We start from the raw sequence: 23051 nt of genomic DNA on the forward strand, positions 1-23051 counted from the left end.
AGATTAAACTTGTTTCTTGTGAACAAATACAGAACTGAATTATTAAAAATAAAAAATGTAAGATTTATATGTTATAATTTTTCCTATGTGTAAATTTTAGAAAGTTGGAGGAACTTATGGAAGAAACAATTAGTCTAAAAGAGTTATTTCATACCTTAAAAAAACGTTTAGCAATGATCCTCGTAATCGCATTTGGTGCAGCTATTGTAAGTGCTATCATTAGCTTTTTCTTCATGACACCAATCTATCAATCTTCGACGCAAATTCTTGTTAATCAGAAGAAACAAGAGGGTGCAATGTTCCAAGCTGGTGAAATTCAGACGAATATTCAATTAACGAATACATATAAGGTTATTATTAAAAGTCCAGTAATCTTAGAACAAGTGAATGAAAAGTTAAATTTAAATATGACAGCTCAAGCGCTAACAGGAAAGATTAATGTTGCGAATGAAAAGGATTCACAAGTAATCTCTGTAACAGCTGAGGATAAAGATCCAAAACTAGCTCGTGATATTGCGAATGCAACTGCAGATGTATTTAAAGGTGAAGTTGCAAAAATTATGAACGTCGATAACGTAACAGTGCTATCTAAAGCAGAAGTTGCAGAAAATCAATCTCCAATTAAACCACGTCCAATGTTAAATGTGGCAATTGCTTTCGTTGTTGGTTTAATGGCTTCAGTTGGTCTTGCATTCTTACTAGAATACTTAGATAACACAGTGAAAAAAGAAGAAGATGTAGAAAACTTACTTGGCTTACCAGTATTAGGGATTGTAGCTCGTATGGATGAAGAAACAATGAACGTGAAATCACACGCTCCATCATCAAGAAAAGTGAGGGGACAAACAATTGGCTCTTAATTTATTTAAAAAGAAAAAGAATCATCGTCAACGTCGTCAATTAATTGCTCATCAACAACCGAAATCACCAATTTCAGAACAATATCGTAATATTCGAACGAATATTGAATTTGCAGCTATTGATACGAATTTACATTCATTAATGGTAACATCTGCTAACCCGAGTGAGGGGAAAACGACTACGACAGCGAATATGGCAGTTGTTTTTGCTCAACAAGGAAAAAAAGTATTATTAATTGATGCAGATATGCGTAAACCAGCAATGCATCAAATGTTCCAAGTAGATAACATTTTTGGACTCACGAACGTACTAACACATAGTGAACGCTTAGAAAAATGTGTACAAACGACATCTGTAGACAATTTACACTTTTTAGCTTGTGGTCCAATCCCGCCAAACCCGGCCGAATTGTTAGGTTCAAAATCAATGAAAGAACTTCTTGGACAAGCATATAGTATGTACGATCTAGTTATTTTTGATATGCCGCCAATTTTAGCTGTAACAGATGCGCAAATTATGGCAAATGTATGTGATGCTTCTATTCTTGTTGTTCGTAGTGAATCAACAGAGAAAGAAACAGCGGTAAAAGCAAAAGGATTGTTAGAATCGGCTAAAGGTAAATTGTTGGGCGTTGTTCTGAATGATCGTGAACGTGAAGAAGGCTTATATTATTACTACGGTGCAAACTAATTTTAAAGTGAGATATGGTAAAAACATATCTCCTTTTTTCCCTTGAATATGAGCAATATCTCATATTCAAGGGAAAAAAGATCTTTATAGGAGAGAGGGAGGATGAAACAAATGATAGATTTACATTGTCACATTTTACCTGGTATTGATGATGGTGCACAGACAGTGACCGATAGTTTAGCGATGGCACAACAAGCCGTTTCAGAAGGAATACATACAATTGTCGCAACGCCGCACCATCAAAATGGCAAATATGTAAATGAACGTACCTCAATTATTCATCACGTAAAACAACTAAATGATGAACTACAACAACATAATATTCCTCTTACCATTTTACCTGGGCAAGAAGTCAGATTATATGGTGATTTATTAGAAGACTATGAAGCTGGTAAAATCGTTACTTTAAATGAAACAAATAAATACATATTCATTGAATTTCCATCGAATCACGTACCACGTTATACTGAACAATTATTATACGAATTACGTGTAAAGGGAATGATTCCAATTATCGTTCATCCAGAACGTAATGCCGAGTTAATCGAGCGGCCAGATAAGTTATATAACATTGTAAATAAAGGTGCATTAATACAAGTGACAGCAGGGAGTTTACTAGGGAACTTCGGTAAAAAAATTAAAAAATTCTCACTACAACTTGTGGAACATAACTTAACACATATGGTCGCTTCAGATGCGCATAACACAACGTCAAGAGGATTTCATTTAGCAGAAAGCTATGAACTAATTGAGAAAGAATTTGGAATGAATGTTATGAGTGATTTGAAAGAAAATCCATATTTATTAATTAGCGGCAAAGCAATTTATAAAGAAGATCCAGAGCAAATACGTCGTAAAAAACTATTTGGTATTTTTTAAATAAAGAATTGGTGATGTCTCCTAACCGTTATCAACGGGGGCACTCGGTCGTGCTGTGGGTAGAAATTTTTATTTCGAACCTACCTTAGACGCTTGTCGTCGGGAGTATGACGTGAGGATGGGTTAGATGCCCATAATTTATTTATGTTAGAAACTCTACTTATGGAGTTGTAAAGACGACCCTATAAGTAGGGTTTTTGTTATTGTTACATATGGATATAATAATATGTTTGGGGGACTAGATTTGAAAAAAGTAAGAAAAGCAATTATTCCAGCTGCGGGACTGGGGACAAGGTTTTTACCAGCAACAAAGGCAATGCCTAAAGAAATGCTACCAATTGTTGATAAACCAACAATTCAATACATAGTAGAAGAAGCGATAGAATCAGGAATTGAAGATATTATTATTGTTACTGGAAAAGGTAAACGTGCCATTGAAGACCATTTTGATCATTCCTTTGAATTAGAGCAAAGCTTACTAGAAAAAGGGAAGCATGAAATGCTAGAAAAAGTACAAGCTTCTTCAAAAATTAATATTCATTACATAAGACAAAAAGAACCAAAAGGGCTAGGAAACGCAGTATGGTGTGCGCGTAAGTTTATTGGAAATGAACCATTTGCAGTATTACTTGGTGATGATATTGTTCAAGCAGAAACGCCATGCTTGCGTCAATTAATGGATCAATATGAAGGTACAAAGTCGTCAGTTATTGGTGTACAAACGGTGCCTGAAAACGAAACACATCGTTACGGTATTATTGATTCGGTTGAACAAAATAATCGTCGTTATCAAGTACGTCAATTTGTGGAGAAGCCAGTTCAAGGAACGGCACCATCAAATTTAGCAATTATGGGACGTTACATATTAACGCCAGAAATCTTTATGTTCCTTGAAAATCAACAAACAGGTGCTGGTGGGGAAATTCAATTGACAGATGCAATTCAACGATTAAATGAAGTTCAACGTGTATTTGCTTATGACTTTGAAGGTACGCGTTACGATGTTGGAGAAAAGTTTGGATTTATTAAGACAACGATTGAAATGGCACTACAAAATGAAGAATTAAAAGTTGATTTAATGGAATATATGAAAGAGCTTGTAAAAAAGGAAGAGGTACATTCATAATAGAATGTCCTTTTTTATTATGAATAAGATAAGAATTATGTAAAGAAGGGAACATGTATATTGAGTTATCGAAAAAGGCTCTCATTATTAATTTTATTAGATTCATTTATCGTATTAACTGCCGTGTATTTAAGTTATTGGTTTATACATCCAAATGTACTAAACAAAATCCCAGCGACAGTGATTATTAGTTCTATTACATTATTGTGTAGTCATCATATTTTTGCTGCCATTTATAAGCTATACAATAAGGCATGGGAATATGCAAGTATTGGTGAATTAAAACAAATATTTAAAGCAATTACACTTTCCATTATTGTAACAGCAATTGTTCAACAAATTATAAATCATGATATTTATGTTCGGATTTTAGCAATCGCATGGATGCTACATTTATTATTAATCGGCGGTTCTCGCTTCGTATGGCGTATGTTCCGTGATACATATATTACAAAAGCTACTGATAAAAAACGAACATTAATTATCGGTGCTGGTTCAGCAGGAACGATGGTAGTGCGACAATTACAACATAATAAAGAAGCAGATTTGTATCCGATTGCGTTTGTGGATGATGATAGAAATAAGCAAAAATTGGAGATTTATAATGTGCCGGTTGTTGGTACAACAAATCATATTCAAGAAATTGTAGAAGATAATGATATAGAACATATTATTATCGCAATCCCTTCATTAAGTAGAGGTCAAATAAACGAGATTTTTGAGAAGTGTAGAAAAACGAAGGCCAAAACACAAATTGTGCCGATGCTAGAAGACCTTTTAGATGGTAAACTCTCTGTCAATGAATTCCGTGATGTACAAGTAGAGGATTTATTGGGGAGAGAACCAATAAAGCTAGATGATGCAGGAATTGGAGAGAAGATTACAGGTAAAACAATTTTAGTAACAGGTGCTGGTGGATCAATTGGATCAGAAATATGTCGCCAAGTGATGAAATATAAACCAGCTAAAATTGTTCTTTTAGGACATGGTGAGAACAGTATTTATAATATTGAGATGGAAATGAGAGTCACTTATAAAGATTCTGTGGAAATAACAACAGAAATTGCTGATATTCAAGATCGTCATAAAATCTTTGAAATAATGAAGAAGCATCAACCGTATATTGTGTATCATGCAGCTGCACATAAGCATGTTCCTTTAATGGAGCGTAATCCAGAAGAAGCTGTGAAAAACAATATTTTTGGTACAAAAAATGTAGCTGAAGCGGCAGATACGTTTAAAGTGAATACGTTTGTTATGGTTTCTACAGATAAAGCTGTAAATCCGACAAATGTAATGGGAGCTACAAAACGATTTGCAGAAATGATTGTGCAGCATATGGCATCGGTTAGTACTGGTACACGTTTTGTTGCGGTTAGATTTGGTAATGTTCTTGGAAGTAGGGGAAGTGTCATTCCTCTGTTTAAGAAACAAATTCAAAAAGGTGGACCTGTAACAGTTACTCACCCTGATATGATTCGTTACTTTATGACAATACCAGAAGCTTCAAGATTAGTTATTCAGGCAGGCACACTGGCTAGGGGTGGAGAATTGTTCGTGCTAGATATGGGGGCCCCAGTAAGGATTGTGGATTTAGCTAAAAATTTAATTACCCTTTCAGGTTTTTCTATTGAAGAAATTGGAATTGAATTTACTGGACTAAGACCAGGTGAAAAAATGTATGAAGAGTTATTAAATGAAGGTGAAATTCATCCAGAACAAATTTTCCCTAAAATTCATATAGGAAAGGCTGTTTTAATTGATCAAGGGATTTTAAGGCAGTTTATGAATGACTTTGAAGGAATTAGTAAAGAAGAAATAAGAGAACGACTATTAGATATCGCAAATAATAAAGTAAATCTTAAAAATTAATTCAAGGGAAGGAAGTTTTAAAAATGGGAGATAGAATATTTCTTTCATCACCACATATGAGTGATGAAGGTTATGAAATGCATTATGTGAAGGAAGCTTTCGATACAAATTGGATTGCACCACTTGGGGAAAATGTAAATGGATTTGAAAAAGAATTAGCTATGAAAGTAGGGTCTAATGCAGCGGCAGCACTATCTTCTGGAACAGCTGCAATTCATATGGCATTAAAAGCAGCTGGAGTAGCAGAAGGTGATGTGGTTTTTTGTCAAACACTTACATTCTCAGCCACAGCAAATCCAATCATTTATCAAAATGCTACTCCTGTTTTCATAGATAGTGATTATGAAACTTGGAATATGTGTCCTAAAGCATTGGAAGAGGCTTTTAAAAAATATCCGAATGTAAAGGCGATTATCGTGGTTCACCTTTATGGTCTGTCTGCGGATATGGATAAGATTGTTGAACTTTGTAAAAAATACGATGTTACTTTAATTGAAGATGCTGCTGAATCTTTGGGAACTTATTATAAAGGTAAACATACAGGTAGTTTTGGAGATTATGGTATTTTTTCTTTTAATGGTAATAAAATCATTACTACTTCTGGTGGCGGTATGCTTGTTTCTAATGATGAAGAAAGAGTTTCAAAGGTAAGGTTTTGGGCTACTCAAAGTAGAGACCAGGCAAGACATTATCAACATAGTGAATTAGGATTTAACTATCGTATGAGTAATGTAGTTGCTGGAATTGGTAGAGGACAACTTAAAGTATTAGATCAAAGGGTTCAAAAGAAAAGATACATATTTGATTTTTATAAGAGAGAATTAGGAAATCTTGAAGGAATTGAATTTATGCCTAGTAATGAGTGGAATGAACCAAACTATTGGCTAAGTTCTATGACACTAAACGGTAAGATCCGTCCAATTGATGTGATGGAAGCCCTTGAAAAAGAAAATATTGAATCTAGACCAGTTTGGAAGCCAATGCATATGCAACCGTTCTTTGAGAAATATGATTTTGTTGGTACAGATGTATCAGAAAAACTTTTTGAGAATGGTATATGTTTACCAAGCGATACGAAGATGACAGAAGTAGATCTAGAAAAAGTTGTGAAAATTATTAAAGGGTTGTGGATAGCATAATGAGGAGTTCTAAAGTTGGCATCTATGGTAGGTTTATAAAAAGGCCGATGGATTTTATACTGTCTTTAATTGCTATTATAATGCTTAGTCCAGTATTCCTTATAGTGGCTTTTCTTGTAAAAACAAGATTGGGTAGTCCGGTATTATTTAAGCAAGAGAGACCAGGATTAAATGGAACTATTTTTAAAATGTATAAATTTAGAACGATGACAGATGAAAAAAATGAAAATGGTGAGTTACTACCTGATAGCGTAAGGCTTACTAAGTTCGGTAAATTTTTACGTTCAACATCACTCGATGAATTACCAGGGCTTTTTAATATTTTTAAAGGTGATATGTCAATTATAGGACCTAGACCTTTATTAGTTCAGTATTTACCATTATATAATGAACATCAAAAACGACGTCATGAAGTTAGACCGGGATTATCGGGTTTAGCACAAGTTAATGGTCGCAATACTATTAGTTGGGAAGAAAAGTTTAATTATGATGTAGAGTATGTAGATAATGTAAGTTTCACTACAGATTGGAAGATTATCCTTTTAACAATTAAGAAGGTTTTTATAAGAGAAGGAATCAATTCAGAAACTGCTGTTACGATGGAACCATTTAAGGGAAATCAAAAAGGAAGTATGGAGCTATGAAAACAAAACTTCTTATAATAGGTGCTGGCGGACATGGAAAGGTTATAGCTGATATTGCATTAAAAATGAATAAGTGGGAGTATGTTGCCTTTCTTGATGATAGTGAGAATGTGAAAGTTTCAATGGGTATAGAGATTATTGGAAATTCAACGGACCTTCCGAGATATATAAAGGATTACGATATTTTTGTGGGTGTTGGCAATAATACTATACGCGAAAATATTCAAGAGCAACTTGAGTCTCAGGGAGCGAGTATACCAGTTTTAATTCATCCAAATGCAATTATTGGAGCACAAGTTTCTCTGGAACCGGGTACAGTAGTTATGGCGGGTACAGTAATTAATTGCTGTACTCAAATCGGAAAAGGTTGCATCATTAATACTGCTTCTACAATAGATCATGATAATATTATTGAAGATTATGTGCATATATCTCCAGGTACACATTTAGCGGGTACAATAAAGGTTGGAAAAGGTACTTGGCTAGGTATTGGCACTGTGGTAAGTAATAATATTAATATTGCCAGTGGTTGTAGGATTGGTGCAGGAACCGTTATTGTTAAGGATATAACTGAATTAGGGACTTATGTAGGGGTTCCATCTAGGAGATTATAAAATGAAAAAGGTTTTAATATTAGCGAATAACGATGTTGGATTATATAAATTTAGAAAAGAACTTATACAAGAATTAGTGAAAGAATATAAAGTTTATATCTCACTTCCGGATGGTGAATTTATACATCAATTGAAGGAAATAGGGTGTGAGTTCATTGATACACCAATTAGTAGAAGAGGTACTAATCCAATAACTGATTTAAAGTTATTTATTAATTATAAAAAAATTATTAAAGATGTAAAACCGGATGTAGTTTTAACGTATACGATAAAGCCTAACGTTTATGGTGGTTTAGCTTGTAAGTTAAGTGGCGTTCCATATATAACAAATATTACGGGATTGGGAACCGCTGTAGAAAAAGAGGGGTTCCTGCAAAAAATCACCTTAGCTTTATATAAATTAGCATTAACAGATGCGAAATGTATATTCTTTCAAAATAAAGAAAACAAAGACTTTTTTTTTAGAAAAAAAATTATTGATGGTAGAGGTAGATTGATACCGGGATCAGGGGTTAATCTTAATTACTATTCTATGTTAGAGTATCCATCAGATACAGTAGTAAATTTTTTGTTCATTGCTCGTGTAATGAAAGAAAAAGGTATTGATCAGTATTTAGATGCCGCTAAATATATTAAAGAAAAGTATCCAAATACAATCTTTCATATTTTAGGTTTTTGTGAGGATGCGTATGAAAAAAAAATAATAGAAATGCAAGATGGGGGTATTATCCAATATCATGGAATGCAAAGTGATATAAGAGCGTTCCATAAAATCTCTCATTGTACAATACACCCAACATATTATCCAGAGGGAATGTCAAATGTTTTACTGGAAAGTGCCGCTTGTGGTAGACCTGTTATTACCACTAATCGAAGTGGTTGTCGTGAAATAGTTGAAGCTGGATTTAATGGATATATTGTAAAACAACAAGACAGCCAAGATCTTATAGAGAAAATGGAAGGGTTTTTGGAATTAGACTATATTTCCAAAAAGAAAATGGGAATGAATGGTAGAGTTAAAGTAGAAAGGGAATTTAATAGGGAAATTGTTATTAATGCATATTTAGAAGAAATAAAAAAATGTATATAGAATAATAAATATATTTGGTAGCAATTTTTTGAGTTTAATATAAGGAGATTAGATATGAATAAGATCTTATTTATTACCACAAGAAATGTACTTAATACTTGTGGTGAATTACGATTGATAAAAAATCGGGCAAAGGCCTTATATGAGAAATGGAATATTACAACCGATTTCATTGTAATTTGTGATGAAAAGAAGATTAGGTCAAGAAATGAAGAAATAGGAAATAATAGCAGAGTTATTCCTATTTCATGTAACCAACATAATCCGATTAGTGTTTATAGTGCGTTTAAAAAAAGTAAGAGGTTACTCATGGAACTTATAAAAACAGAGAACTATAAGTGCGTTATTTTATCGGGTATCGGTACATTTTCATTTGCACCGATAATAAAGAAAAATCGAAAGGATCTACCAATAATAGCGGATATTCATGGAGCAAAAGAAGAATTATTAGAATTCAACAGTGGTAATATGATACAAAAAACATATAAATCCTTTTTGTACAATTATGTTAAAAATAGTGAACGTAAGTACTTACATCAATTAGATGGTTCTTTAGTAGTTTCAAATGCATTAGCAGACTACTTAGATAAAGAATATAACCTGAAAAATTTTAAACATTATGTAGTTCCATGTGCGATTGAAAATAAAAGGAATGATCCAGAGATTAAATTAATCAATAGGGAAAAATATCGAAAAAAATATAATGTGAAGGCAGATGAAGTATTATTTATATATTCAGGTGGCTTTTCTCCTTGGCAATGTATTAATGAATCTATCAAGACTTTTTCTAATATAAAATCCAAGTCTAATGCGAAGGTTAAGTTACTAATTTTATCTCATCAAATAGAAAAAATTTCACCTATGATTAAAGGATATTCAGAGATTATTACAGATAGTGTAAATGCCCAAGATGTAGAAAAGGTATTATGCGCGGGTGATTATGCCTTTTTAATCCGGAAAGATTTTATTACAAATAATGTTGCATATCCTAATAAGTTTCTTGAATACGTGCAAAGTGGCATGAAAATTATAACAACTCCTTTTGTATTCGATGTAGCAAATCAAGTAAAAGAATTTAATCTAGGGATTTCTATTGATATTAATAGCGAGTGTGATGAACAAATAATTGAGTATATAAATGATTCTAATAATAAAAAACAATTGAATCATAGAGCAGAAGAACTTTTAAGCAAAATAAGTTTTGATGAAACGTTAGTAGATTTTATTAAGCAGTATAAACTTGATAAATAGGAATCTGAAAAGGAAGAGCTATAAATATGGATAAATCAGAAGAGTATGAAGTAAAGGTATTTAATATAAATTATATACTTATAGCAAGTATAGTTAGTTTATTGAATAGTTTATATTATGCTAATTTCCCTATTATGTGTTTATTGGCTGCTGTACAAATATTTTTGTTAATTAGGTGTTTAATAAAAGGACAAGATGTTAAATATTTATGTCTTTATGTTATATTCCTGAGTACAAGTATGGAATCAGCTTTATTTGTTGGCGTAGATAAATTTTATGGATTTAAAGAATTTAAAATAGCGGGTATTAATTTGGGTGTAATATTCATTTTGCTACCATTTTTAAAATTCATAATAAATGGGTCTATACAAAATCCCTTTAAGACGAAAGGTTATACAGGTGTATTTATAAAAGGAGTATATATATTAACACCTGTAGCTTTCTTCATGGGATTATTTTGCTTACTAATAAATGATAATAATATTTTAAGCAAAATTACAAGTTTTAGTATGTTTATTGATGCTAGTTATATGTTTATACTTGTAGCGATAGAGGTACTAGTTATTTATACAATAGTCAAACATAATTTGAAAGAAATAAATGAAATAAAGCAATGTTTATTAGCGATTATTGTTAGTCTTGCAGTTACTCTTGTAAGCTCACTTTTGTTTGGGAATTATGGGAATAGGGGAGGATTACCTTCTCTACAAGTAAGTAACATTATAATGTTATTAATCTGTACAATCTTGTTACCTTTTTATAAGGATTATAACAAGAAAATGAAGGTTATTTTGGTGTTAATTACAGGTACTGTATTAATATTGGGACTAATCTATAATACAAATGGAAAAATGATTCTTACAGCTATGCTAGTACCTATGGCGATATTAATTATACAATTAAGAAGAAAACGGTATATTGCTACGTTTTTTACCTTAATAATAGGTTTCTTTACTATATATTTATCATTAAAATTTATTGTACCATCTATATCTGGGAATAGTTTTTTATTTTCGACAAAATTAGAACAAGCTTCTTCAATGTTTTTATTTGGAAGTGGTTGGTTAGATAATATGCCTAGTTCTCCTAAAATGAGAATCACACAAATTTTCAACATAACCAGTGAATATTTTGAAAAGCCTTGGTTTGTTTTGACAGGTAAAGGCTATTTAGGGACGATACAAGATAATTTATCTTTGTTTATTGGAGCAGATGAGTTTGCGTACTCAGCGTGGCAACTTAATAATGGCCTTTACTATATGATGCATGAAACATTTAATACTTTATATCTAACCAATGGAGTTATAGGTCTAGTATTTTTTGTATGGATGTTTAAGATTATTATTTCTAAATTTCATAAATCTCCATGGATGATGATTGGTGGTTTTTGGTTTTTACTTTTTTACTCATATTCGGTAACGATATCGATTTTTGGTGTCACAGCTTTAATAATAGGTTTGCTGGATTTAGATAAGGAAAAAATATCCTGTAAAGAGAAAAGTGAATGAAAAGTATAAAATTTAAGTTTTTATATAAAAACGAGAGGGGATTAAAGTGAATATTTTAATACTAGACTATCTTTTTCCGAAAAATCATGTTGCATTATACAATAACATGATCCAATATCTCACACAAGTAGGGCATGTTAAAGTTGTGGCAAAAGATAATTATTACTCAGATTATAAAAGGGATTGGATAGGTATTGAGCTTGAGGAAATACCTATTAAGGATGATGGAAATAATATGGTGACTAGGAAATTACAATCCCTTATTTCTATGATAAAAACTAGAAAAGCAATTACAAATAATAAAGACAGCATTAAAGTTGTTTTGACATTTGATACAATAGCATTTGCATTAGGCTGGTTATGGATAAAATCCAATAATACTTTTATTTTACATCATAAAAATATAGATGAACTAAATAGTAAAATAAAAAGGTTCTTGTTCAAAACTTATATGAACAAGGTGAACCATATAGTATTTGAGGAGTTTTTTAAAGAGTATTTAATAAATGAGATAGGGGTAGAGGAAAAAAGAATTCATGTAATCCCACATCCGATTTTTAGCCCTTCAGTTTCGGACGAGGATAATTTTATATATGACTGTATCGGATTAAGTAACAGTAATGATGAGGGGTTTATAAAACAGATAATTGATGAAGAAATAAAAACAAATTATTTAAAGAATTCGAATTTACATGTTGTATTAAGATCAAAAAAATATAAATTTGATAATGATAACCTAAAGGTGATATCTGGATATCTACCTAAGGAGGAATATGACTATTATACAAAAAAATGTAAAACAGTTTTTGTACCATTGCCTAATACTTTCAAATATAGAGTTAGTGGAGTCATTTACGATGCATTATCTAATTATAAGGTTGTTATAGCAAATAATGTACCTATTGTAAAACACTACGAAGAGAAATATCCAAATTTATGTATAGGGGTTAATGATGTAAGAGGATTTTTTGATAAGTTAGATTGTATTAAATTTAATACAACAGCTAATAAGGATTTTAATGAGTTTATTAAGCATCATGATGAAAAAATGATTATAAAAAAATTTAAGGATGCATTCAATTGTGCATTTAAGGATGCGAATACTAATGAAAGTAAGAAAGAATGATATTATTTGGAATTACATTGGGACCTTTATGACTTTGGGGACTAATTTTATAATACTCCCATTTATGACGTATTTTCTGAGTGGGGAGGAGTTAGGTTTATGGTATGTGTTTTTAAGTATTGGAGCAATAGTTACATTATTTGATTTTGGATTCAATCCGACACTGGCAAGAAATGTTGCATATTGTTGGAGTGGTGCCGAAAAATTAAATAGAACAGATGTTATTTTTGTTAATAACCAAGAACCCAACATAGGATTGTTAAAAAAAGTGATTATCACCTGTGAACAAATTTATTTAATTATTTCTTTACTTGCAGGGCTGATATTATTAACAGTAGGAACAATATATATATTAAATGTATCCCATAATCTCAATGGCTATAACCATATCATGGCATGGTTTATTTATATAGTAGCTGTATTTTTTAATATTTATTATGGATACTACACCGTTTTTTTACGTGGAGTAGGTGCAATTGGAGAAACTAATATTGCTAATATTATATCTAGAACAATACAAATTATAGTTTCTGTTGTACTTTTATTCCAAGGATTTGGTTTGATTGCAGTTTCGATAGCTTATTTAGGTTATGGATTCATATTTAGAATTTTATCTAAAAGAGCATTTTATAACTATGAAGATATAGGAAAACGCATTAAGGATACCTGTATTGAAATTAAATTTTCGGATATAAAAGAAACTTTTAGTATAGTATGGCATAATGCGTGGCGAGATGGTTTAGTCTCAGTATCTAGATATTTTACAAGCCAAGCATCTGTAATCATAGCTTCAATCTATTTTGATTTAACAACGACAGGGATATATTCAATATCAATACAATTAATTACAGCTGTTTCAGCCATATCCGGGGCATTATATACAGCATACCAGCCGGCTTTACAGTCCGCATATATAAATAATAAAATGTATGATTCGAAGAAACTAATGTCAACCGCTATGACGGTGTATTGTTTATTATTTTGGATAGGTATAATTGTTTTGGTGATAATTGGAATACCTTTATTTAAGTTAGTAAATTCAGATCTGTCATTCAATATACCGATATTACTTGGATTGGCAATGTACGATTTTTTACTTAAACATCATTCTTATTACGCATCATTTATATCTAACACAAATCGAGTAACATATATGAAACCCTTTTTAATTTCAAGTTTCTTGGGGGTTATTTTGGCGATACTACTTATTGAATTAACTCCCCTGGGTATATGGGGATTAATTATAGGACAAGGTATCGTTCAAATGTTTTACAATAATTGGATGTGGCCTTATGAAGTAATAACTTTGTTAAGTACGAATCCTTTAGAGATGTTTAAGATAGGAATAAAAGAGATTGGTAGAATGATAGATGTTAAAGGCAAAAAAACACTATGAAAAAATGAACAATTAGAGACTTAACATTGATATTTAAAGTGAACTATAAGTATGTGTTTTAGTTGAGCATTTTTGCTTTAGAATTCGCTATGTCTTATCTTTTTTGGTAAATATTATTACTAATAAATTAGAATAATTTATTAGGTTTGGTATGGATTTTGTATTTAATGTGGTTCGAATTACACATATTTTGATTTTTTTGGAGGGTAAATAATGGAATTAATTTTATTATCAGGTGGTTCTGGGAAGCGTTTATGGCCATTGTCTAATGATTCTAGATCAAAACAATTTTTAAGGGTTTTGGATAATGAAGGAAAGTTAGAATCTATGGTTCAGAGGGTTTGGAGACAATTAGAAAGAGTAAATTTAAATAAATCAACAATAATAGCGACTAGTAAATCACAAGTAGATATGATTAATAGTCAGTTAGGAAATCACGTCCCACTAATTATCGAACCAGAGCGTCGGGATACTTTTCCAGCCATTGCCTTGGCGGCTACCTATCTTTATTCGGTCAAAGGGACGGACCTAAATGAAGTAATAGGGGTTTTACCTGTAGATCCTTATGTTGATGATCAGTTTTTTGAAAGAATAAAAAATTTGGAAAGTACATTACATGATTCAGATGCAGACCTTGCATTGATTGGAGTGCAGCCCACCTACCCATCAGAAAAGTATGGGTACTTAGTGCCAGTAAATAATAATGAAGGTGAGTATATTGAGGTTAGTCATTTTAAAGAAAAACCAACGGCCGATGATGCGAGAAATTTAATTGAGCATAATGCCTTATGGAATTGTGGGGTATTTGCCTTTAGACTAGAATATATCATATCTTTGTTACGAAAAAAGGGTTTACCAGTTCAATATGAAGAATTAATAGGGAAGTATAAAAATATGGAAAAAATCAGCTTTGACTATGAAGTGGTAGAAAAGGCTAGGAAAATAGTTGCACTTTCATATAATGGGGATTGGAAAGATTTAGGTACATGGAATACGTTAACAGAAGAAATGGATACAGAGATTTTAGGTAAAGGAATTATTAGTGAAGACTCAATGAATACTCATTTAATAAATGAGTTAGATATTCCAGTAACCATATTAGGTATTAAAGATGCAGTTGTTGCAGCAAGCCCTGATGGTATATTAGTAACTGATAAAAGCTCTAGTCCAAGAATAAAGGATATATTAAAGGGGTTTAACCAACGCCCGATGTATGAGGAACGTCGTTGGGGTTGGTATAGGGTTCTTGACTATACGCAATTCCATGAAGGAAATGAAGTTTTAACAAAAAGAATTGGTGTTAAGGCAGGATGTAATTTAAGTTACCAAAAGCATTATGCTCGAAGTGAAGTATGGACGATTATAAAAGGAAAAGGGCAATTTGCATTAAATGATGAAATTCGTACTGTAAGTGCTGGGGACGTATTGGTAATTCCTGTTCAGGCTAAACACGGCATTAAGGCTGATACTGATATGGAATTTATTGAAGTACAAACAGGTTCTCAGTTAATTGAGGAGGATATTGTGCGTATATTTATGCAGTGGGAGGAAGTAGAAGAACACTGTGGATCGTTAATAAATAAAAATTAATGGATAATATTAAAATTAGATCGTTTTGTTTGTGTAATCCTTGGAAAATTATGATTTTTAGCTGTCTAAATTTATTTTGGAAAGATAAATTAGGTATGGCTAAAGAGTTACAGAAAGGACAATAGCTATGTATAAAATAGCAGTAGCAGGAACAGGTTATGTAGGCTTAGTAGCAGGTGTATGTTTTGCAGAAGTGGGGCATCAAGTAACTTGTGTTGATATTGATGAAAAAAAAGTAGAGTTAATGAAATCAGGTGTTTCACCAATTTATGAAGCTGATTTAGAGGAATTAATGCAGAAAAATTATGGTGCTGGAAGAATTAATTATACAACAGATTACAAGTCAGCATATAAAGATGCAGATGCTATTTTCATTGGAGTTGGAACTCCAGAGCAGGCTGATGGTTCTGCAAACCTTTCATATATTGCAACTGTGGCAAAACAAATTGCCGAAAGTGTAGAAAAAGATTGTCTTGTTATTGTAAAATCTACTGTTCCAATTGGAACAAATGATAAAGTAGAGCAGTTTATTCAAGACTTTTTAGTTAATAATGTGAAAGTTGAAGTGGCATCAAACCCAGAATTTTTAGCTCAAGGTTCCGCTGTTCATGATACATTATATGCAGAAAGAATTGTTATCGGTACAGAAAGTAAATGGGCAGAAGAGGTATTAACGAATCTTTATAAGCCATTTCATTTACCTGTCGTTTCAGTAAACAGACGTTCAGCTGAAATGATTAAATATGCCTCTAATGATTTCTTAGCCCTTAAAATTTCTTATATGAATGATATTGCAAATCTTTGTGAGCTAGTTGGAGCAGATATCCAAGACGTTGCAAAAGGTATGAGTTTTGATGAGCGTATTGGAAGTAAATTTTTAAATGCTGGTATTGGATTTGGAGGGTCATGCTTCCCTAAAGATACAAAGGCATTAGAATATTTAGCGAGACAAAATGGTTATGAATTAAGAACAGTACAAGCTGCAATAGATGTGAATAAAGATCAAAAGACTTTATTATACAAAAAAGCGAGTCAAAGGCTAATTACTTTTAATGGTCTTAAAGTGGCAGTATTAGGGTTGACATTTAAGCCTGGTACAGACGACTTAAGAGAAGCTGCTTCTCTCGAAAATATCCCTCTACTATTAGAGCAAGGTGCAGATATTTACGCGTTTGATCCAGTGGGTGCAAACAACTTTGCTAAGGTGTATCCAGAGGGTAAAAATAAGAATGGTAATATTACATATGTTGCTAATGTCGAAAAAGCTTTAGAGGGTGCAAACGTTTGCTTTATTTTTACAGAATGGGGAGAGGTAAAAGAATTAACTCCAAAAAGTTATAAGAAATTAATGAGAACCCCCCTAGTATACGATGGAAGAAATATTTATGATGTTCCAGTGATGCAAGAAGCTGGGATAGAGTATCATTCTATAGGGAGAAAGTCTACAAATAGAGAACGTATGAAGGAGTCGGATAATATTGAATTACAAGCCTCTAGATAATAGTAAAGTATACCTTGTTACTGGGGCGGCAGGCTTTGTTGGATATTTCTTATGTAAGGAATTATTAGAAGAAGGTTGCCAAGTAATAGGAGTCGATAATATAAATGACTATTATGATGTAAATCTTAAATATGCTCGTTTAGAACAACTAAAGCCGTATGCAAAATTTACTTTTATTAAAGGTGATATTTCTGATAAAGATATAATTACTCAGATTTTTGAAGAGAACAAACCTAATATTGTTGTAAATTTAGCTGCACAAGCGGGTGTAAGATATTCGATTGAAAATCCAGATGTATATATTCAAAGTAATATTATTGGCTTTTATAATATCCTTGAAGCTTGTAGACATTATCCAGTAGATCACCTTGTATATGCATCATCTAGTTCTGTTTATGGTGCTAATAAAAAAGTTCCGTTTGAGGAAACAGATTTTGTGGACAATCCAGTATCACTTTATGCATCTACTAAGAAATCAAATGAACTAATGGCACATACATATAGTCATTTGTACAAAATCCCTGCAACTGGACTTCGGTTCTTTACAGTATATGGTCCAATGGGGCGCCCAGATATGGCTTACTTTGGTTTTACTGATAAATATTTTGCTGGCGATTCAATTAAAATATTTAATAATGGTGATTTTAAAAACGATCTATATCGTGATTTTACTTATATAGATGATATTGTTGAAGGAATCCAACGTCTTTTGAGTAATCCACCTGAAGGTGATGTTGAACATAAAGTATTCAATATTGGAAATAATAATCCTGAAAAACTAATGGTGTTTATCGAAACGTTAGAGAAAGCATTAGGTCAAGCTTTGGGAAGAGAAGTGGAGTTTGATAAGGTGTTTGAGCCCATAAAACCAGGAGATGTACCAGCTACTTATGCATCAACGGATTTATTGCAAAAAGCTGTTGATTTTAAACCTGAGACATCTATCCAAAAAGGATTACAAGAGTTTGCTAATTGGTATGTAGATTATTATAAAGTAACATGATTAAAGGCTTGGTTACTGAGCAGAGAATATACTAGTTATAGAATTCCATTCTTAGTATAATAGGCTAAATTAGTTTTAGTATTATCTGAGCATTTATTCAGAATAAATGAAAGAAGAGGTCTATAGCAATGAAAAAGAAAATCCTATTATGGATACTAGGGATTATAGGAGTAATGATTATAGGTGGTGGAGTATATGCCTATAATGTGTACTCAAAAGTCTCAAAAACATTAGATGAAGTTCATAAACCATTAAAGCGTGATGAAGGTAATAAACAAGAAGAAAAAATCAGTAAATCAGCACCAGTTTCAATCCTATTATTAGGGGCCGATGAACGTGGTGAAGACAAAGGACGTTCAGATTCTTTAATGGTCATCACATTAAACCCTAAGAATAATTCAATGAAAACAGTAAGTATCCCTCGTGATACATATACAGAGATTATTGGAAAAGGCAAAAGTGATAAAATCAACCATGCTTACGCATTTGGTGGTGTAGATATGTCTGTAGCCACAGTAGAAAAATTCTTAAATATTCCTATCAATTACTATATTGAAGTGAATATGGAAGGGTTTAAAGATATTGTCGATGCAGTAGGTGGAGTAGATGTAAATAATGATTTAGAGTTTACACAAAATGGTCATCACTTTGCTAAAGGTAATGTGCATTTAACAGGTGATCAAGCTCTAGCATTTACACGCATGCGTAAAGAAGACCCGCGTGGTGACTTCGGACGTCAAATGCGTCAACGCCAAGTAATGCAAGCTGTTATTAAGAAGGGCGCAAATTTCTCCTCTTTAGCAAGCTATGGAGATGTACTTACAGCAATTCAAAAGAACGTGAAGACAAACTTAACGCAAGATCAAATGTTTGATATGCAAAAGAACTATAAAGAGTGCTTGAAAAACAGTGAGGATATCCAAATCCCGGGTGACGGACACAAAGCTGCCGATGGTATTTGGTACTATTATGTTCCGGATGCAGCGAAACAAGATTTAACGAATAAGTTAAGAGCGCATCTTGAAGTGACTAAGTAATATGTAATAACCCAACTCCTTTGGAAGGAGTTGGGTTTATTTTTGCATGGATTTATATTAGTATTATATATTGTGAGATTAATAGATGAGGTGAATCGATGAATAAGAAAGCAGTACTTGTCCTTGTTATTTTTGTATTGTTTGTAGCTTCGATTGTGAGCGGTAAACTATACTGGAATAAGAAGATTGCGAATGCAACAGGACAAACTAGTGAAGTAACGAAAACAAAGGCTGAAGTGAAAGATAGCGGAGCAAAGAAAGAAGAGAAAAAAGAAGAGAAAAAGGAAGAGAAAAAACAAGATGCGAAGTCATCTTTTAACGAAGCATACGCGAAGAACTTGCCAGATGCAGTGAAAGAGAAGTTAAAGAAAGCTGCTGAGGATAAAAAGGCAGTAAATCTTGTTATCGTTGGTGATGAAGCTTCTTCATCTGAAAAAAATGCTTGGGCAGCTAAGTTAACAGCTAATTTAGAAACTGCTTACGGTAAAGGTTTATGGAATGTGACTGTAAAGGAATACAAGGGTGAAAGCACAGAAGAGTTAATTAAGAATAAACGTGATAAAGAGATTGCAAAAGAGAATCCAGATGTGATCTTATTTGAGCCACCATTTATTACTGATAACGGTAAAACTGGTAATGGAAACTCTGTCGCGAATACACAGAAGTTCGTTCAAGCACTTTCTACTAGTGCAAAGGGTGCTACGATTATGATTCAACCATCAAATCCAGTGTATGGTGCGAAAAATTATCCGAAATCCATTGAAGCATTAAAACAATTTGCAACACAAAATAATTATACATATATTGATCATTGGGGAGCATGGCCAGATGCTTCAACGAAAGCAATTTTACCATACCTACAAGAAGAATTCGGTTTCCCGAGTGAAAAAGGACATGATATTTGGGCGAAATATGTAACTGATTATTTTGTAGCTAAGTAATGAAGGAGAGATAAAAGGTGTACGAGTTATCGTATACCTTTTCCTTTTATAATTAAGAGGTCTGAAAATAGTAGAAGGAAAACAATAAACTCAATCTTAATCCGCCCATTCTGCCGTGATAAAGATGCAGTACAATCTGTCCTATTTGCATGTGAAGTAGCTGCATACTACAAATCACAAGGGAAAACGTTATATGACGGTCTATTAGAAGTATTTGAGAAGTACGGCTTCTTCTGTGAAGACCTTGTATTGTTAACGTTAAAAGGAAAAGATGGAGCGGAAAAAATCCAAGAGATGATGGCAACGTTCCGTGGGAATCCGCCGAAAGAAGTAGCAGGCTTAACAGTCGTAGCAGTTGAAGACTATAAAGCCAGCATCGTTACATCTTTACAAGATGGACATAAAGAAGAGATTCACTTACCGAAATCAAATGTGTTAAAATATCAATTAGAGGATGGTTCATGGTTCTGCCTACGTCCATCTGGAACTGAGCCGAAGATTAAGTTTTACTTTGGTGTAAAAGATAGTTCTTTACAAAATAGTGAACAAAAGTTACTTACTATTAAAGAAGACATTATGAATCGTTTATAATAAATTTTAGAAGAGTTCGGTTGAATATCGAACCCTTTTTTTATGAACAAATTCCAAACTATAAAACCCACTGATTCACTAATCTACCAATATGCTATGATAAATACACTAAGTTAGTAATATATCGTTTGTAAAGGATAAAAGAAACAGGTGAAATAGATGAATAAAAGACAACAGGAAATTTTACAAGTTTTATTATCTGAGTCTAATGAGTATTTGTTAGTGCAGGAGCTTGCTGATAGGATAGGTTGTTCGGAGAAGACGATTCGTAATGATTTTAAGGTGATTGAGGAATATTTAGAGAAGTATTCAGATGCACTTCTTATTCGGAAACCAGGTTTAGGTGTCTGTTTAGAAATTAAGGATTATGATAGAGCGAGTTTGTTTAATAAATTGTATGCTGTAAAACAGAATGTAAGCTATGCATCAGACGAGGAGAGAGTGTTGCAAATAGCGTATAGTTTGTTGATGAATGTTAAGCCAGTTACGGTGCAGGAGCTTGCTGAGCATTATTTTGTTAATAGAGCTGCAGTTAAGAAAGATTTAGATAGAATTGAAAAGTGGCTTGAGGAACTGGGATTAGAGTTAATTTTAAAGCAGAGGGTAGGCTTAACGGTAGAAGGCGATGAGAGAAATAAGAGAAAAGCATTAGCTAAACTATCAGATTTAATTCATAATCAGGAGTTAATGAATCAATTTATTAAAAAGCAGTTTTTGTATCATGAAATTGAATTTGTAATGACTGAATTGAAAGCGTTACAAAAAAGATACGCTATATTTTTTACAGATGATACGTTAGAAAATCTTTTATTACATACGTTAATTATGGTGCGGAGGATGAAGCTAAAGCAACCAATTTCAATGTCTACAGATGATTTGAACATTGTGCGAGAGACGAAAGAGTATGGGTGGACATTAGATTTTTTAACAAGGTTAGAGTTTGTATTTACTGTTCATTTTACTGAAGAAGAGATAGCGTATTTAGCCATTCATATTTTAGGTGGAAAAATCCGCTATCAAGATGAATGGGAAAGAAATAAGTTAAATATGAGTAGTCCTGTGCTTTCACAAGTTGTATCGCATTTAATAGATCGTATGTCTAAGTTGAATGAAATCGATTTCGATAAGGATACATTTTTAGTAGAGGGACTACAGATGCACTTGTATACGACATTAAATCGTTTGCAATATAATCTTTCTGTCTCGAATCCGATGCTTCATGAAATTAAGCGCATGTATCCGTATATGTTTGATATGTTAATTCATGAGCTGGATGATATGAATCAATCATTAAGTTTACAAATCCCTGAGGAAGAGGCAGCCTATCTTACTTTGCATTTTCAGGCGGCAATGGAGCGCTTGAACGATAAAAAGGTATCAAAAAATGTAATTATTGTTTGTCATATGGGGATAGGGATGTCGCAATTATTACGGACAAAAATTGAAAGGAAATTCCGGCATGTCCATGTGATGGATTGTATCGCAAAGTCCGATTTGGAAGAATACTTAATGAAAAATAAAAAGGTAGAGCTTATTATTTCTACGATAGATCTTCCACAGTTAAAGATTCCTCATTGTGTTGTATCTCCTTTATTAGAGCGGAGGGAAGAAAGTAAGTTAGAGAATTTTATGAAGAAATTAGATGAACTACCATCTAACGAAAATAAGGACTTTGTTTTATTGAATTATACAACTCCTTTTTTAGTTTTTTTACAACAGGAAGTAGAGCATCGTTACGAATTAATTGAAAGATTAGCGAGATCTCTTTATGAAAAGGGATATGTAGAGAAAGAGTATGTTGAAAGTGCGATTGCTAGAGATAGAATGTCAGCAACGACAATTGGTGCAGGAGTCGCCATTCCGCACGGAAGTCCTAAGTTAATTAAACAATCCGCAATTGCAGTGGCTACGCTGAAGGAGCCGCTAGACTGGGGAATAGAGAAAGTATCGCTTGTATTTATGTTAGCAGTTAAGAGTGATGGGAAGGAAGTTACGAAGCAGTTATTTCATGAGTTGTCTTTTATAAGTGAACAACCTGTTTTTGTACAGAAACTTATAAAGGAAACCAATATAATGAAGTTTTTATCTTATTTAAGATATGAATAGGTAAGGCGAGAAGCCTTACTTTTTTGTTTGCTCCGGTAAAATAATGTTTTTTCCGGAGGTTACGGTAAAAAAGAAAACTTTTATGA

The 23051-nt window shown here is 32.6% G+C and carries 19 protein-coding genes and 1 pseudogene; all 20 read left to right on the top strand.

From position 1 onward, the window contains the following. Positions 1 to 116: 116 nt before the first annotated feature. A complete protein-coding gene (locus OXT04_RS20500) occupies positions 117 to 860 on the top strand; it encodes a YveK family protein (RefSeq protein ID WP_098570049.1) in 744 nt (247 codons plus the stop codon). Continuing rightward, a complete protein-coding gene (locus tag OXT04_RS20505) occupies positions 850 to 1551 on the top strand; it encodes a CpsD/CapB family tyrosine-protein kinase (RefSeq protein ID WP_001207149.1) in 702 nt (233 codons plus the stop codon). The genes OXT04_RS20500 and OXT04_RS20505 overlap by 11 nt, the downstream gene beginning before the upstream one ends. 111 nt (positions 1552 to 1662) lie before the next feature. Continuing rightward, positions 1663 to 2430, top strand: coding sequence for a tyrosine-protein phosphatase (locus OXT04_RS20510; RefSeq protein WP_098570085.1), 768 nt, complete (start codon positions 1663 to 1665; stop codon positions 2428 to 2430). A 244-nt stretch (positions 2431 to 2674) separates the two neighbouring features. Further along, on the top strand, positions 2675 to 3556 hold the full coding sequence (gene galU, locus OXT04_RS20515; protein WP_267417153.1) for a UTP--glucose-1-phosphate uridylyltransferase GalU: 882 nt from the start codon (positions 2675 to 2677) through the stop codon (positions 3554 to 3556). 60 nt (positions 3557 to 3616) lie between these two features. Further along, positions 3617 to 5428, top strand: coding sequence for a polysaccharide biosynthesis protein (locus OXT04_RS20520; protein WP_098570052.1), 1812 nt, complete (start codon positions 3617 to 3619; stop codon positions 5426 to 5428). A gap of 23 nt (positions 5429 to 5451) precedes the next feature. Next, positions 5452 to 6567, top strand: coding sequence for a DegT/DnrJ/EryC1/StrS family aminotransferase (locus OXT04_RS20525; protein ID WP_098570053.1), 1116 nt, complete (start codon positions 5452 to 5454; stop codon positions 6565 to 6567). After that, the gene (locus OXT04_RS20530) at positions 6567 to 7211 is read left to right on the top strand and encodes a sugar transferase (RefSeq protein ID WP_098570055.1); all 645 of its coding nucleotides are present in this window, start codon (positions 6567 to 6569) and stop codon (positions 7209 to 7211) included. Before OXT04_RS20525 ends, OXT04_RS20530 begins: the two co-directional genes overlap by 1 nt. Continuing rightward, the gene (locus OXT04_RS20535; protein WP_097988143.1) at positions 7208 to 7825 is read left to right on the top strand and encodes an acetyltransferase; all 618 of its coding nucleotides are present in this window, start codon (positions 7208 to 7210) and stop codon (positions 7823 to 7825) included. The genes OXT04_RS20530 and OXT04_RS20535 overlap by 4 nt, the downstream gene beginning before the upstream one ends. A 1-nt stretch (position 7826) precedes the next feature. Next, on the top strand, positions 7827 to 8915 hold the full coding sequence (locus OXT04_RS20540) for a glycosyltransferase family 4 protein (protein WP_098570056.1): 1089 nt from the start codon (positions 7827 to 7829) through the stop codon (positions 8913 to 8915). A 54-nt stretch (positions 8916 to 8969) separates the two neighbouring features. Continuing rightward, entirely contained in the window at positions 8970 to 10166 is a 1197-nt protein-coding gene (locus tag OXT04_RS20545) for a glycosyltransferase (RefSeq protein ID WP_098570058.1), read from the top strand. 26 nt (positions 10167 to 10192) lie between these two features. Further along, complete coding sequence (locus tag OXT04_RS20550) at positions 10193 to 11674, top strand: hypothetical protein (RefSeq protein WP_098570059.1); 1482 nt, start codon at positions 10193 to 10195, stop codon at positions 11672 to 11674. Positions 11675 to 11720: 46 nt separating this feature from the next. Continuing rightward, entirely contained in the window at positions 11721 to 12800 is a 1080-nt protein-coding gene (locus OXT04_RS20555; protein WP_098570061.1) for a glycosyltransferase family 4 protein, read from the top strand. After that, complete coding sequence (gene wzx, locus OXT04_RS20560) at positions 12781 to 14196, top strand: O-unit flippase-like protein (protein WP_098570062.1); 1416 nt, start codon at positions 12781 to 12783, stop codon at positions 14194 to 14196. Before OXT04_RS20555 ends, wzx begins: the two co-directional genes overlap by 20 nt. Before the next feature lie 213 nt (positions 14197 to 14409). Then, entirely contained in the window at positions 14410 to 15786 is a 1377-nt protein-coding gene (locus tag OXT04_RS20565) for a sugar phosphate nucleotidyltransferase (protein ID WP_098605574.1), read from the top strand. Between the two features lie 127 nt (positions 15787 to 15913). Continuing rightward, on the top strand, positions 15914 to 17287 hold the full coding sequence (locus OXT04_RS20570) for a UDP-glucose dehydrogenase family protein (RefSeq protein ID WP_267417177.1): 1374 nt from the start codon (positions 15914 to 15916) through the stop codon (positions 17285 to 17287). After that, positions 17265 to 18290 carry an NAD-dependent epimerase/dehydratase family protein gene (locus OXT04_RS20575; protein WP_098570067.1) on the top strand — a complete coding sequence of 342 codons (1026 nt, stop codon included), beginning with the start codon at positions 17265 to 17267 and terminating at the stop codon, positions 18288 to 18290. Before OXT04_RS20570 ends, OXT04_RS20575 begins: the two co-directional genes overlap by 23 nt. 128 nt (positions 18291 to 18418) lie before the next feature. Continuing rightward, positions 18419 to 19327 (top strand): polyisoprenyl-teichoic acid--peptidoglycan teichoic acid transferase TagU, encoded by a 909-nt coding sequence (gene tagU, locus OXT04_RS20580; RefSeq protein WP_098605573.1) that lies wholly within the window; start codon positions 18419 to 18421, stop codon positions 19325 to 19327. Positions 19328 to 19425: 98 nt separating this feature from the next. Further along, on the top strand, positions 19426 to 20268 hold the full coding sequence (locus tag OXT04_RS20585; RefSeq protein ID WP_098570070.1) for an SGNH/GDSL hydrolase family protein: 843 nt from the start codon (positions 19426 to 19428) through the stop codon (positions 20266 to 20268). A gap of 96 nt (positions 20269 to 20364) precedes the next feature. Next, a pseudogene (locus OXT04_RS20590) lies at positions 20365 to 20859 on the top strand (phospho-sugar mutase); the annotation flags it as partial. A 159-nt stretch (positions 20860 to 21018) separates the two neighbouring features. Further along, positions 21019 to 22965, top strand: a complete 1947-nt coding sequence (locus tag OXT04_RS20595) for a BglG family transcription antiterminator (RefSeq protein WP_098570072.1) — start codon at positions 21019 to 21021, stop codon at positions 22963 to 22965. Positions 22966 to 23051: the final 86 nt, after the last annotated feature.

Origin of the sequence: Bacillus sp. GC_Bacil_1 (assembly GCF_026540675.1) — a bacterium.
GTDB lineage: Bacteria > Bacillota > Bacilli > Bacillales > Bacillaceae_G > Bacillus_A > Bacillus_A cereus.

Coding starts and splice junctions, on each gene's coding strand:
- OXT04_RS20500 (WP_098570049.1), top strand. CDS start 117: ATGGAAGAAACAATTAGTCTAAAAGAGTTATTTCATACCTTAAAAAAA.
- OXT04_RS20510 (WP_098570085.1), top strand. CDS start 1,663: ATGATAGATTTACATTGTCACATTTTACCTGGTATTGATGATGGTGCA.
- OXT04_RS20525 (WP_098570053.1), top strand. CDS start 5,452: ATGGGAGATAGAATATTTCTTTCATCACCACATATGAGTGATGAAGGT.
- OXT04_RS20530 (WP_098570055.1), top strand. CDS start 6,567: ATGAGGAGTTCTAAAGTTGGCATCTATGGTAGGTTTATAAAAAGGCCG.
- OXT04_RS20535 (WP_097988143.1), top strand. CDS start 7,208: ATGAAAACAAAACTTCTTATAATAGGTGCTGGCGGACATGGAAAGGTT.
- OXT04_RS20540 (WP_098570056.1), top strand. CDS start 7,827: ATGAAAAAGGTTTTAATATTAGCGAATAACGATGTTGGATTATATAAA.
- OXT04_RS20545 (WP_098570058.1), top strand. CDS start 8,970: ATGAATAAGATCTTATTTATTACCACAAGAAATGTACTTAATACTTGT.
- OXT04_RS20550 (WP_098570059.1), top strand. CDS start 10,193: ATGGATAAATCAGAAGAGTATGAAGTAAAGGTATTTAATATAAATTAT.
- wzx (WP_098570062.1), top strand. CDS start 12,781: ATGAAAGTAAGAAAGAATGATATTATTTGGAATTACATTGGGACCTTT.
- OXT04_RS20565 (WP_098605574.1), top strand. CDS start 14,410: ATGGAATTAATTTTATTATCAGGTGGTTCTGGGAAGCGTTTATGGCCA.
- OXT04_RS20570 (WP_267417177.1), top strand. CDS start 15,914: ATGTATAAAATAGCAGTAGCAGGAACAGGTTATGTAGGCTTAGTAGCA.
- tagU (WP_098605573.1), top strand. CDS start 18,419: ATGAAAAAGAAAATCCTATTATGGATACTAGGGATTATAGGAGTAATG.
- OXT04_RS20585 (WP_098570070.1), top strand. CDS start 19,426: ATGAATAAGAAAGCAGTACTTGTCCTTGTTATTTTTGTATTGTTTGTA.
- OXT04_RS20595 (WP_098570072.1), top strand. CDS start 21,019: ATGAATAAAAGACAACAGGAAATTTTACAAGTTTTATTATCTGAGTCT.